General features: G+C 65.0%; 14 protein-coding genes. 2 read left to right on the plus strand and 12 right to left on the minus strand.

All coding sequences use genetic code 11. From position 1 onward, the window contains the following. A partial coding sequence (locus C2I19_RS09035) for an MFS transporter (RefSeq protein ID WP_233201153.1) occupies positions 1–924 on the minus strand: 924 nt, incomplete at its 3' end. Positions 925–1,024: 100 nt separating this feature from the next. Between C2I19_RS09035 and C2I19_RS09040 the strand changes: the two genes are divergently transcribed. Then, positions 1,025–1,909 carry a LysR family transcriptional regulator gene (locus C2I19_RS09040; RefSeq protein WP_103902376.1) on the plus strand — a complete coding sequence of 295 codons (885 nt, stop codon included), beginning with the start codon at positions 1,025–1,027 and terminating at the stop codon, positions 1,907–1,909. Between the two features lie 37 nt (positions 1,910–1,946). Here the strand turns inward: C2I19_RS09040 and C2I19_RS09045 are convergent, their stop codons facing one another. Beyond that, positions 1,947–2,834, minus strand: a complete 888-nt coding sequence (locus C2I19_RS09045; RefSeq protein WP_103902458.1) for a prephenate dehydrogenase — start codon at positions 2,832–2,834, stop codon at positions 1,947–1,949. A gap of 80 nt (positions 2,835–2,914) precedes the next feature. On the opposite strand from C2I19_RS09045, the gene C2I19_RS09050 reads away from it, so the two are divergent. Next, positions 2,915–3,175, plus strand: coding sequence for a DUF4936 family protein (locus C2I19_RS09050; protein WP_103902377.1), 261 nt, complete (start codon positions 2,915–2,917; stop codon positions 3,173–3,175). 160 nt (positions 3,176–3,335) lie between these two features. Here C2I19_RS09050 and C2I19_RS09055 read toward each other — a convergent pair whose 3' ends face one another. The 10 genes from C2I19_RS09055 to rpmF all read right to left on the minus strand — a co-directional run bounded on the left by C2I19_RS09055 (position 3,336) and on the right by rpmF (position 12,776). Beyond that, the gene (locus tag C2I19_RS09055) at positions 3,336–4,502 is read right to left on the minus strand and encodes a dicarboxylate/amino acid:cation symporter (RefSeq protein ID WP_103902378.1); all 1,167 of its coding nucleotides are present in this window, start codon (positions 4,500–4,502) and stop codon (positions 3,336–3,338) included. Positions 4,503–4,652: 150 nt separating this feature from the next. Beyond that, the gene (gene pabC, locus C2I19_RS09060; protein WP_103902379.1) at positions 4,653–5,465 is read right to left on the minus strand and encodes an aminodeoxychorismate lyase; all 813 of its coding nucleotides are present in this window, start codon (positions 5,463–5,465) and stop codon (positions 4,653–4,655) included. Next, entirely contained in the window at positions 5,465–6,757 is a 1,293-nt protein-coding gene (locus C2I19_RS09065; protein WP_103902380.1) for an aminodeoxychorismate synthase component I, read from the minus strand. Before C2I19_RS09065 ends, pabC begins: the two co-directional genes overlap by 1 nt. A gap of 138 nt (positions 6,758–6,895) precedes the next feature. Next, positions 6,896–8,137: a beta-ketoacyl-ACP synthase II gene (gene fabF, locus C2I19_RS09070; protein WP_103902381.1), complete on the minus strand. Its 1,242-nt coding sequence runs from the start codon at positions 8,135–8,137 to the stop codon at positions 6,896–6,898. A 165-nt stretch (positions 8,138–8,302) separates the two neighbouring features. After that, positions 8,303–8,542, minus strand: coding sequence for an acyl carrier protein (gene acpP / locus C2I19_RS09075; protein WP_103902382.1), 240 nt, complete (start codon positions 8,540–8,542; stop codon positions 8,303–8,305). A gap of 110 nt (positions 8,543–8,652) precedes the next feature. After that, positions 8,653–9,390 (minus strand): 3-oxoacyl-ACP reductase FabG, encoded by a 738-nt coding sequence (gene fabG, locus C2I19_RS09080; RefSeq protein ID WP_103902383.1) that lies wholly within the window; start codon positions 9,388–9,390, stop codon positions 8,653–8,655. An 89-nt stretch (positions 9,391–9,479) separates the two neighbouring features. Further along, entirely contained in the window at positions 9,480–10,409 is a 930-nt protein-coding gene (fabD, locus tag C2I19_RS09085) for an ACP S-malonyltransferase (protein WP_103902384.1), read from the minus strand. A 128-nt stretch (positions 10,410–10,537) separates the two neighbouring features. Continuing rightward, positions 10,538–11,497: a beta-ketoacyl-ACP synthase III gene (locus tag C2I19_RS09090; protein WP_103902385.1), complete on the minus strand. Its 960-nt coding sequence runs from the start codon at positions 11,495–11,497 to the stop codon at positions 10,538–10,540. A 5-nt stretch (positions 11,498–11,502) separates the two neighbouring features. Next, entirely contained in the window at positions 11,503–12,540 is a 1,038-nt protein-coding gene (gene plsX / locus C2I19_RS09095; RefSeq protein ID WP_103902386.1) for a phosphate acyltransferase PlsX, read from the minus strand. A gap of 56 nt (positions 12,541–12,596) precedes the next feature. After that, the gene (rpmF, locus tag C2I19_RS09100) at positions 12,597–12,776 is read right to left on the minus strand and encodes a 50S ribosomal protein L32 (protein WP_011136965.1); all 180 of its coding nucleotides are present in this window, start codon (positions 12,774–12,776) and stop codon (positions 12,597–12,599) included. Positions 12,777–12,805: the final 29 nt, after the last annotated feature.

Below are 12,805 nucleotides of genomic sequence, written 5' to 3' on the forward strand. Positions count from 1 at the left end.
CATCAGCCACAGCACGTTGCGCCGTCCCAGCCGGTCCGCCAGCTTGCCCACCCAGGCGGACGACCATATCCCCACCATATAGAGCGAAAACACCCAGGCCAGCATGCTTTGGCTCAGATGAAACGGCGCGGCCAGCAGGCGGAAGCCAAGGTAGTTGTACAGGCTGACGAAACAACCCATCAGCAGAAAGGCCGCCAGAAACAGCCAGGGCAAACCGCCGTCGCGGAAGATGGCCGCCAGCTCGTCCCGCATGCGGCCGAAATCCTGCCGCCGCGGCTGGAAATGGCGCGATGGCGGCAGCCAGCGCCAGAACAGCCAGGCGCCGCCGCAGCCCAGCAGGGCCAAGGCCAGCACGGCGCCGCGCCAGCCGAAGTGATCGGCCAGCACCGCGGCCAGGAAACGGCCGCACATGCCGCCCAAGGCATTGCCGGCGATGTAGAGCCCCATGGAGTGGCCTAGCGACTTGCCGTCCACTTCCTCGCTCAGATACGCCATCGCCACGGCCGGCAAGCCGGCCAGCGCCGCGCCGAAGGCTGCGCGCAGCCAGAGAAATTGGCCAAAGCCGCCCACGAAGGCAGACAACAGCATCAGCAGCGCCCCCAAGGCCAGCGCGCCGTTCATCAAGCCGCGGCGGCCGCAGCGGTCGGACAGCAGGCTGGCCGGAATCAGGCTCAGCGCCAGCGCGCCGGTGGACATCGACACCACGCCGCTGGCCGCGGCCGGCGTCAGGCCGAAATCATGCGCGAACAGCGGCATCAGGGGCTGGGTGCCATACAGCATGGCGAAGGTGCAGAAACCGCCGACGAACATGGCGCGGGCGGTAGCATGGAAAGCCGGGGTGCCGGCTTGCAGCTTGCCCCTGGCTGCGGCCGAGGGCGCGGCGGTCGGCTGGGGCAGAGCGGCGGCGGAAACGGGGGCGGACACGGCGAATTCTCTTCAGACTGGCAACGCTGCCAGCTTAGGCTTGGCCTGACCCATGGTCCAATATATATTTCAATCAATATTGATACATAAAACATATCAAATGGAACTGCGACACCTGCGCTACTTCCTCGCCGTGGCCGAGGAGCTGCACTTCACCCGCGCCGCCGAGCGGCTGCACATCGGCCAGCCACCCCTGAGCCAGCAAATCCAGGCGCTGGAGGCCGAACTAGGCGTGACGCTGTTCCGCCGCCATCAGCGCAAAGTGGAGCTGACCGCAGCCGGCAGCCAATTCCTGCCGCGCGCGCGGCAAATCCTGGCCGACAGCGCCGCCGCGGTGGACGCCGCCCGCCGCGCCGCCGCCGGCGATATCGGCGAGTTGCGCATAGGCTTCACCTCCTCGCTGCCCTTGACGCCCATTCTGCATCGCAGCCTGCACCATTACCGCGAGGCCTATCCGGATGTGAAGCTGACGCTGCGCGAAATGTTCACCGCCGGCCAATTCGACGCGCTGGAAAAAAGGCGGCTGGACCTCGGCTTCGTCCGCTTCAACGGCCCGACGCCCAGTCCGCAAATCCGGGTGGAGGAATTGCATCGCGACCGCCTGCTGGCCGTCCTGCCCAGCGGCCATCCCCTGGCCGGCGAGCCCGCCATCGCGCTGCGGCAATTGGCCGACGCGCCGCTGATAGGCTACCCGCCGGACTCCGGCGCCGGCCTGCGCGACGTGATTCTGCAACTGGCGCGGCAAAACGGACTGGCGTTGAACGTGGTGCAGGAGGCGGGAGAGGCGATCACCCAGATCGGGCTGGTGGCGGCCGGCGTCGGCGCCGCCATCCTGCCCTCGCCGCTGGAGTGCGTGCAGATCCCCGCGGTGAGCTATGTGCCGCTGTCGGACGCGGACGCCTACCTGGCGATGGGCATCGCCACCCGCCGCGACGAGGACTCCCCGCTGGTGGCGAACTTCCTGGCCGGCGTAACGAGGGGCTAGCGGCCGCCTGTCACGATCGCCACTTTGCCGCTCATGCCTAGCTCCTGCGCAAAAACTGCTGATGCCAGCGGGTGCGCGCCGCGCGCGCCTCGCCGAACAATTGCCTCAAACCGGCCGCGTCGCCGTTTTCCAGCAAGGCCGCCAACCGGCTCAGCCCGGCCTGGTAGTCGGCCAGCTCCGCCAGCAGCGCCTCGCGGTTGGCCAGGCTGATGTCGGTCCACATTTCCGGATGGCTGCCGGCGATGCGGGTGAAATCGCGAAAGCCGGTGGCGGCGAAATCAAAACAGCGGCTGGCATCGGCCTTGGCCGCGACTTGGTCCACATAGGCGAAGGCCAATAAATGGGGAAGATGGCTGACGCTGGCGAACACGGCATCGTGCTCGGCCGGGCTCATGGCGTGGATTTCCGCGCCGCAGGCGCGCCACAGCTCGGCCACGGCGTGAGCCGCCTCGGGCAGCGTCTCATCCAGCGGCGTCAGCACCACGCGCCGGTTTTCGTACAAGCCATACTGGGCGGCGGAAGCGCCGGACAGATCCGAGCCGGCGATGGGATGAGCCGGCACGCACCACGGCAGGTGATCGGGCAGATGCTCGCGATACAGCGCCGCCACATCGCTCTTGGTGCTGCCGCCGTCGGTGACGATGGCGCCCGGCCGCAGCCCCGGCGCCAGCGCGCGCATCAGCGCGCCCATCTGGCCCACCGGCGCCGCCAGCAGCGCCATGTCGGCGCGATGCGCGACGGCGGCGATGTCCTGCGTGATCTCGTCGGCCACGCCCAGCGCCAGCGCGCTTTCCAGATTGGCCAGCGTGCGGCCCACGCCTATCACCCGGCGCACCCGGCCCGCCCGCTTGAGCGCCAGCGCGAACGAGCCGCCGATCAGGCCGACGCCCGCCACCACCAGCGTGTCTATCTGCTGCACCTGCATCCCCTTGTTCAGCCGCCACATCCGCGGCGCGAAGGCCTATCATAAACAATTTTGCCGCCCTGGCCAGTCCCGGAGACCACATGACCGCCACGCTGTACTGTTATTTCAAAGCGCCCTCCGAATCCGGCGAAACGCTGGACAAGCTGCGCGCGCTGCAAGCCGAGCTGGCCGCCGCCGGCTGGACCGGCGAACTGCTGCGCCGCTGCGACGACCCGCAGACCTGGATGGAGGTCTATCCCGGCCTGGCCGATCGCGAAGCGTTCCGCTCCGCCTGGCAGGCCGCCCGCCTGCGCCACGGGCTGGCCCTGCCCGCGCGCGAGGAATGGTTCCAGCCGCTGTAGACAAGAAAAAGGCCGGGCAAGCGCCCGGCCTAAAAACACGACTCACGAGAGAAACCGAAAACTCAACGCCCGGAAATGCGCCAGGCGACTCGGCATGCGGAGCACTATACCGAATGAAGCCGCGCCGCAAAAATCACTTGTTCTGCTATGCAAATCACTCTCAACCATTTTGCATCTCAAGCCGCGGACGCAGCGCCATCTTCTCCACCCATAGCGCGATCACGCCGTCTCCCGCCACGTTGCAGGCGGTGCCGAAGCTGTCCTGCGCCAGATAGAGCGCGATCATCAACGCCAGCGCGCCTTCGGGAAAACCCAGCACGCTGGACAAGATGCCCAGCGCCGACATCACGCCGCCGCCCGGCGCGCCCGGCGCCGCCACCATGGTCACGCCCAGCAGCAAGATGAACGGCAGCATCACGTCCCAGCCCGGCAGCGCCAGACCCTCAGTCATCAGCATGACGGCGGCGGCGCAGCAGACCAGCGTGATGGTGGAGCCGCACAGATGGATGGTGGCGCACAGCGGCATCACGAAGCTCGCCACCGGCCCCGCCACCCGCATGTCGCCGGCAGAACGCAGCGCCACCGGGATGGTGGCTGCCGAAGACATGGTGCCCAATGCCGTGAAATAGGCCGGCAACATGGCGCGCAGCAAGGAAAACGGATTACGGCCCAACAACAGCCCGCTCATGCCGTACAGCAGCGCCAGCCACACAGCGTGCAGGGCGATGGCCAGCAGCAGCACCACGGCGAAGGTCTTCAGCGTAGCGAAGGCGGTGCCCGCCGCCGCCATGTCGGCGAACACGCAAGCGATATAGGCCGGCAACAGCGGCACCAGCACTTTGGACAGCACTTTCTCGACGATGTCCTTGCCCTGCTCCGCCAGCTCGCGCAGCCGCGCCGCGCCGGTTGCGGAAATGCCCAGGCCGAACACGAAGGCCAGCGTCAGCGCCGTCATCACGTCGAACAAGGGCTTGATCTCCAGCTTGAACAGCGGCGCGGCCGCGCTTGCCGCAGCCGGCGCCTCGACCGCCGCGCCCACCCATTGCGGCAGCAGCGCCGAAGCCGCGCCGAACGCCAGCGAGCCGGACAGCACGGTGGAAGCGTATGCCAGGCCCACGGTCCAGCCCAACATGCGGCTGGAGCCGCTCTCCAGCGCAGCGATGCCGTGCATGATGTAGAACACGATGATCAGCGGGATCATGAAGCCGATGAATTGGCCGAACAGGCCCTTGAAAGTCAGCAGCAGCGACTGCAGCGCATCCGGCGCGTGCAGGCCGAGCGCCATGCCCAGCGCCATGCCGGCCAGTAATTTCAGAATCAATTTCAAAAGGCCACCTCTTAGTCTGTTTTATCAGCCCTTCGCCGCGCGCGGACAAAAGCCGCCCCTCCGGGCAGACGCCGGATGATTCGCGATCAGGGAGAAGCCCGCGCGGCGGCAGGTGAAACTCGACGCCGGTTCGTCCTCCGGCGCCAGGCTTCAGGCTTGTTGCAACAAGGCTTGCCGCAGCGATTGCAGCAAAGGGGATGGCATCCAGACGCGCTCGCCCAGGCGGGCCAGCGGCCAGATGCCCATTAGGCTATTGGAGAGAAAGGCCGCTTCCGCGTCAATCAAATCGCCAACGGAAAGTCGCGATTCAATAAATTCAAGTCCGAAATTAGAAACATTCTCCGTCAACCAATCCCGCACTGCGCCGTTCACGCCGCAGCGATCCAGCCTGGGCGTCAGGATCTGGCTGCCTCGCAGCAGGTAGATATTGCTCATGGCGCCTTCGACCAGCCAGCCGTCCTGGTCCAGCAGCAGCCCTTCCTGAATGGCCGGATCGCTCCACTCCGAGCGCGCCAGCACGCTTTCCAGCCGGTTCAAATGCTTGATCCCGGCCAGCGCCGGCTGCACAGACAGCCTCAGCTCGCACCAGCGAGCAACTACGCCCCGCTCGCCGTATTCGGCCGGATAGCCGGCCCAGGGCGCGGCGGAGACGACGCGCGTAGGCGCGCCCGCAGCCGACATCGCATAGCCGCGCGCGCCCGCGCCGCGGGTCAGCACGATCTTGCCCACCGCCAGCGCATGCTCGCGCCCCAAGGCCAGCAGCTCGTCCAGCAACAGCCCCTCGTCCGGCGCCTCCAGCCTCAGCCGCGCCGCGTCGTCGCAGAGCCGCGCGTACTGCCAGCGCCACATCCACGGCCGGCCATGGCGCAGCTGCAGCGTGCGGAACACGCCGTCGCCGTAGGCGAAGCCGCGGTCCAGGACCGATACCGCGTCCCCTGGCCGGCCGTTGACCAGCATGGCCATCAGGCCTGCTCCACGCCCAGCGCGCGCAGCAAGCCGCGCGCCTTGTGGCGGGTTTCCTGCAGCTCGCGCTCGGGGTCGGAATCGGCGACGATGCCGCCGCCGGCGCGAAAGCGCAACACGCTGCCCTCTTGCATGAAGGTTCGGATCAGGATATTGAAATCCATGCTGCCATCGCGGTTCAAATATCCCAGGCTGCCGGTGTAGGCGCGGCGCGCGCAGTTTTCCAGCTCGCGGATGATCTGCATGGTGCGCACCTTGGGACAGCCGGTGATGGTGCCGCCGGGGAACAGCGCGCGCAACACGTCCGCCGGCGCGATATCGTCGCGCAGCATGCCGCGGACATTGGATTCGATATGGTGGACATAGGCGTAGCTGGCCACCGCCATCAGCTCGTTCACCTCCACCGTGCCCGGCCGGCTGATGCGGCCCAGGTCGTTGCGCTCCAGGTCGATCAACATCACGTGCTCGGCCCGCTCCTTGACGCTGCTGATCAGCCGCTGCTTCAGCGCGGCATCCTCGATAGGATCTTGCGAGCGCGGATGGGTGCCGGCGATGGGCCGGGTTTCCGCCCAGCCGTCCTTCACCCGCACCAGGCGTTCCGGCGAGGAGCTGACGATCTGCGCGTCGCCGAAATCCGCCAATGCGGAAAACGGCGCCGGATTGGCGCGGCGCAGCGCGGCGAACAAGTCGGCCGCGGCGATGCCGTCGGCCAGCTGGGCGCGCCAGCCGCGCGAAATATTGACCTGAAACACATCGCCTTCGTAGATGTAGCGCTTGAGCCGCCGCACCGCGTCGGTATACCACTCGGGCGGATCCTCTTCCAATGCGGCCAGCGCCACCGGCGATGGCTGGAAGGACGGACGCCGGCTGACCAGCATCTCCAGCCGGTGCCAGTCGTCGGCGGTTTCGCCGACCAGCCAGGCTTCGTTTTTCACGCGGTCAACCAGCACTGCGGCCGGCGCGCGCGCCCACACCGCCAGCGGAAAGCTATCCGGCAACGCGTCCGGCACATGCGGCTCGAACTCGGAAAGCAGGTCATAGGCCAGGTAGACGAACCAGCCGCCGACAAAGGGCAGCCCATGCGGATTGGACACCGCGCGCGGCTGGAAGCCGCGGATCGTCTCAAGAAAGGCGTGCCCCTCGCCGCTGCGAAACACGCGCCGGTCCCGCTGCATCAGCAGCAGGTCCCAGCCGCTGTCGCCGGACGATTGCATCAGGTAGGGAAAATTCTCGCGATCCGAAACATGCAGCGCCAGCAAGTCGGGGATGAAGTCGAGTTTCTGCGTGAACATCGGGAATCCTGGGCCGGCAAGGCCCGGCACTGATTTGCGACTGCCGCCGGCCAGCCTTGCGCGCGGCGGCGGAAAAAAGAAAAACCGCTGCGAGTGTAGCGCAGCGGTTCGCTCTGTCAATCGAATGTTTCGACTGTCTTACACGCGCTTGAACACCAGAGTGCCGTTGGTGCCGCCGAAGCCGAAGGAGTTGGAAATGCCCACTTCGATCTTCATGTCGCGCGCGGTATTGGCCACGTAATCCAGATCGCAGCCGGCCTCGATGTCCTGCTCCACCATGTTGATGGTAGGCGGCGACACCTGGTTGTGGATAGCCAGGATGGTGTAGATCGCCTCCACGCCGCCTGCGCCGCCCAACAGGTGGCCGGTCATCGACTTGGTGGAGTTGACCACCAGCTTCTTGGCGTGATCGCCGAAAGCCATCTTGATGGCGGTCGTTTCGTTGGCGTCGCCCAGCGGCGTGGACGTGCCGTGCGCATTGACGTACTGCACCGCGTCGGCGTTGATGCCGGCGTCGCGCAGCGCGTTGCTCACGCCGCGGGCAGGACCCTCGGAGCTGGGAGCGGTGATGTGGTGCGCATCCGAGCTCATGCCGAAGCCTATCAGCTCGGCATAGATCTTGGCGCCGCGCTTCACCGCATGCTCGTACTCCTCCAGCACCAGCACGCCGGCGCCTTCGCCCATCACGAAACCATCGCGGCCCTTGTCCCAGGGGCGGGACGCGGCTTCCGGATCGTCGTTGCGGGTGGACATCGCCTTCATCGCGGCGAAGCCGCCTATGCCCAGGCGCGATACCGCGCCCTCGGCGCCGCCGGCCACCATCACGTCGGCGTCGCCGTACTGGATCAGCCGAGCAGCGTCGCCGATGCAGTGCGCGCCGGTGGTGCAGGCGGACACGATGCCATAGCTCGGCCCCTGATAGCCCTTCAGGATGGATACCTGGCCGGCGATCAGATTGATCAGCGAGCCGGGAATGAAGAACGGGCCGATCTTGCGCGGACCGCCTTCCATCAGCGCCACGCCGGTTTCCTCGATCAGCGGCAGGCCGCCGATGCCGGAGCCGATATTGACGCCGACGCGGGTCTTGTCCAGACCTGGGACGTCATCCAGGCCGGCGTCGGCGACGGCCTGCAGGGCCGCGGCGATGCCATAGTGGATGAACAGGTCGTTGCGACGCGCTTCCTTCGGCGAAATGTAGTCGCCGATATTGAAGTCCTTGACCTCGCCAGCGATCTGGCAGGCCATGTCGCTGGCGTCGAAACGGGTGATTTTGGCGATGCCGCTCTTGCCGGCCAACAGATTGGTCCAGCCGGTGGCGACGTCGTTGCCGACCGGGGACACGTGACCCAGGCCGGTGACTACTACTCTGCGTTTGGACACGAAGAATCTCCGTGAGAGATGGGAGGGCAGTCTCCCGATGAAACCACGCGCGGCTGACAAGCACAAGCCAGGTTCAAACGCGCGTTTGGAACCTTCTTAACAAAAGAACCTCTGCAGGCGAGCCGAAGCGCCACCACGCAGAGGTCCTGGTCCCGAAGAAAGGGATTACTTGTTCAGATGAGCGGTAACGTAGTCGATCGCTTGCTGAACGCTGGTGATCTTCTCTGCGTCTTCGTCCGGAATCTCGCACTCGAACTCTTCTTCCAGAGCCATGACCAGCTCAACGGTGTCGAGAGAATCGGCGCCCAGATCGTCAACGAAGGAGGATTCGTTTTTCACTTCGGCTTCGTTCACGCCCAGTTGTTCGGCGACGATCTTCTTAACGCGCGCTTCGATGTTTTCCATTTGTATAAACCCTTGACCTTTCTGATTCGGGATCACAAAACCCCGGTATTCTACAAAAAAAAATTAGAGCAGCCTACCTAAATCTTGCCTTAAATCGGGATTGCCCCGTTTTACGGCATCAGCATGCCACCGTTTACATGCAATGTCTGGCCCGTGATATACGCAGCCCGATCCGATGCCAAAAATACGACGGCATCGGCGATGTCTTTGGCGTCGCCCAGGCGGCCCAGGGCGATCTGCCCCACCAGCGCCTCGCGCTGCGCTTCCGGCAGCGCGCGGGTCATGTCGGTGTCGATGAAGCCCGGCGCCACGCAATTGACCGTGATGCCGCGGCTGCCGACTTCGCGCGCCATGGACTTGGTGAAGCCCATGATGCCCGCCTTGGCCGCCGCGTAGTTGGCCTGGCCGGCATTGCCCATCGCTCCCACCACGGAGGCGATGTTGACGATGCGGCCGCTGCGGGCTTTCATCATGCCGCGCATTACAGCCTTGGACGTCTTGAATACAGACTTCAGATTGGTGTCCATGATGGCGTCCCAATCCTCGTCCTTCATGCGCATCAGCAGGCCGTCGCGGGTGATGCCCGCGTTGTTGACCAGCACGGCTATGGCGCCGAATTCCTTCTCCACCGCCTCCACCAGCGCCTCGACCGCGCCTTGCTCGGTCACGTTCAGCACGCGGCCCGCGCCGCCCTTGCCGGACAGGCGCTCCTGAATGGCCGCCGCGCCGGATTCCGAGGTGGCGGTGCCGATGACGACAGCGCCTTCAGCCGCCAAAGCGTCGGCGATGGCCGCGCCTATGCCGCGCGAGGCGCCGGTCACCAGCGCTATTTTGCCCTGCAGACTCATAAGAGTATGTCTCCTTTTTATCGGCGCCCGCCCCGCGCGGAGCGCGGCGCCGCGAACCGGCCAGCCGCCGGTCCGCCTATTCTGTGCGTTTACAGCAGTTCGGCGCTTGCCGCTTCCAGCGCGGCGCGATCGGTCAACGTCAGGCACTTGACGTTGCCGTCAATGCGCTTGGCGAGACCCGCCAGCACCTTGCCCGGACCGCACTCGGCCATCAGCGTCACGCCGTCGCCGGCCAGCTTCTGGATGGTTTCGGTCCAGCGCACCGGCATATAGAGCTGGCGCGTCAGCGCATCCCGAATCTGATCCGGGTCGCCGTAACTGGCGACGTCGGCATTATGCAGCACCGGAATGGCCGGCACGTTAAGGTGCACATCCTTCAAGGCGGCGGCCAGACGCTCCGCGGCCGGGCGCATCAGCGAGCAATGCGAGGGCACGGATACCGGCAGCGGCAGCGCGCGCTTGGCGCCTCTGGCCTTGCATGCCTCCATGGCGCGCTCCACCGCGGCCTTGTGGCCAGCGATCACCACCTGGCCCGGCGAGTTGAAATTGACCGGCTCCACCACCTCGCCCTGAGCGGCTTCGGCGCAGGCGGCGCGGATGTCGTCGTCGGACAGATTCAGAATGGCGGCCATCGCGCCGGTGCCGGCAGGCACCGCGGCCTGCATCGCTTCGGCGCGCAGGCGAACCAGCTTGACCGCCTCGGCGAACGGCAGCGCGCCGGCGGCCACCAGGGCGGTGTATTCGCCCAGGCTATGACCGGCAACCACGGCCGGCTGCTTGCCGTTCAGGTCTTGCCAAGCCAGATAGGTGGCATAGCCGGCGGCCAGCATGATGGGCTGGGTATTCACGGTGGCATTGATGGCGTCGGCGTTGTCCGCCTGCAGCATGGCCCACAGATCTATCGACAGCGTGTCGGAAGCCTCTTGAAAGGTATGCTGCACGACCGGCAGGTCGGCGAAGCCGTCCATCATTTTCAGGCTCTGCGAGCCCTGGCCAGGAAACAGAAAAGCAAAAGTCATAGTCGACTCCACTGAATTCGACGCAAAGAATGACGCAAGACGCCCCCCGCTGCCAAGCCCGATCAGCAAAAAAACCGCTGATAATCGGCGAAATAGCAGCGAAACTCCGTTTTCGCATCACCCGCCTATCAAAAGATCAGCAGCGCGGCGCCCCAGGCGAAACCACCGCCTATGCCCTCGAGCAGCACGGTCTGGCCGCGCTGGATACGCCCATCTCTCACCGCGACATCCAACGCCAGCGGAATAGACGCCGCCGAGGTATTGCCCTGCTCCGGCAAGGTGACGATGACCTTGTCCATGGGCAGACCCAAATGTTTGGCAGTAGATTCGATGATGCGCAGATTGGCCTGGTGCGGCACCAGCCAATCGACGGCGCTCTTGTCCACCCCGGCCTCGGCCAGCGTGGACTGCGCGATCTCGGATAGCGACTTGACGGCGAATTTGAACACCGCCGGTCCGTCCATATGCAGATATGGAATACCCTGAATCTTGCCGCTGGAAATCTGCGCCGGCGTATTCAGCAAGCCCTGATAGCGGCCATCGGCAGCCAACTTGGCATGCAGAATGCCCGGCTCCTCGGATGCGCCCAGCACCACGGCGCCGGCGCCGTCGCCGAACAACACGCAAGTGCGGCGATCCTCCCAGTCCAGCACGCGCGACATGATCTCGGCCCCGACCACCAGCGCCTTCTTCGCCATGCCGCTCTTGATATAGGCGTTGGCGGTATTGAGCGCGTAGATGAAGCCGGCGCACACAGCCTGCACGTCGAAAGCGGGAATGCCGGGCAGACCCAGCTTCTCCTGCAAGATGCAGGCCGTGCTGGGGAAAATCATGTCCGGGGTGGTGGTGGCGACGATGATCAGATCGATCTCGTCCTTGGCGATGCCGGCGCTGGCGATGGCGGCCTCAGCCGCCCTCAGCGCCAGATCGCTGGTCTTGTGCTCATCGTCGGCAATATGGCGCGCGCGGATGCCAGTGCGAGAGACGATCCACTCGTCGCTGGTCTCCACGCGTTCGGCCAATTGCGCATTGGTGAGCACCTGGGACGGCAGAAAACTGCCGGTGCCGAGAATGCGGGAATAGCCCATGTATGTCAGTTCGCTTCTGCCTCGGATTGCTTGAGCTTGTCTAGTTGTGTGGCAACCCGTTCGGCAATGTGACCAATCACGTCGGAGCCGGCCTCCTCGCATGCCTGCGCCAACGCGTAACGGAATCCTGTGACATCGGCGCCGCCGTGGCTCTTCACCACGATGCCGCGCAGACCCAGCAAGCTGGCCCCGTTGTAGCGGCGCGGATCGATGCGCTTCTTGAAGAGCCCCAGCACCGGCAGCGCGGCCAGCGCGCACAAGCGCGTCCACCAGCTGCGGCTGAACTCTTCCTTCAGGAATACGGCAAACATGTGCGCCAGCCCCTCAGCTGTCTTCAGCGCCACATTGCCGGTAAAACCGTCGCAGACTACCACATCCACCGTGCCCTTGCAGATGTCGTCGCCTTCCACGTTGCCGTAGAAATTCAGCTCCGACTGGCGCAGCAGTTCGGCAGTCTTCTTGATGTTATCGTTGCCCTTGATGTCCTCGCTGCCGATATTCAGCAGACCGATGGAAGGGTTGGCCTTGCCTTGCAGGCCGGCCACCAGTTCGGAACCCATGATGCCGAACTGCAACAGTTGTTCTGGAGTGCAATCGACGTTGGCGCCCAGATCCAGCACGCAGGAAGTGCCCTTGACATTGGGCAGCAGCTTGGCGATGGCGGGACGGTCGATGCCCGGAATGGTCTTGAGGACGAAACGCGCGGTAGCCATCAACGCGCCGGTATTGCCGGCGGAAACAGCGGCCTGCGCCTTGCCTTCCTTGACCAGATTGATCGCCACCCGCATCGACGAATCCTTCTTATTCTTCAGGGCGAGCTGAGGCGCCTCGTCCATGCCCACCACTTGAGTGGCGTGCTGGATGAGGATGCGCTCACGCACGGCGCCCGCATGCAGGGCCAGTTCCGCCTCCAGGGCAGGCTGGTCTCCTACGAGAATGAGATGGGTGTCGGGGTGGTCTTGCAGGAATTGGATCGATGCCGGGACGGTAACCTTGAGGCCAACGTCACCGCCCATAGCATCAACCGCGACGGTGATAGTCATCAACGATTGCGGTAATAGTGCCTACTTAAGGATAGGATGCAAAGGACAGGAGCGAATTACTCGCCCTTGGTCTTCACAACCTTGCGGCCACGGTAAAAGCCGTTCGGGCTGATGTGGTGGCGCAGGTGGGCTTCACCGGTGCTGGCTTCAACTGCCAGGGCCGGGGCGGTCAGAAAATCGTGTGCACGATGCATGCCGCGCTTGGACGGGGACTTTTTGTTCTGTTGAACAGCCATGGTCGACTCCTAAGAAATTCAAGTAGATT

This window comes from Chromobacterium alticapitis (assembly GCF_002924365.1).
Lineage (GTDB): Bacteria > Pseudomonadota > Gammaproteobacteria > Burkholderiales > Chromobacteriaceae > Chromobacterium > Chromobacterium alticapitis.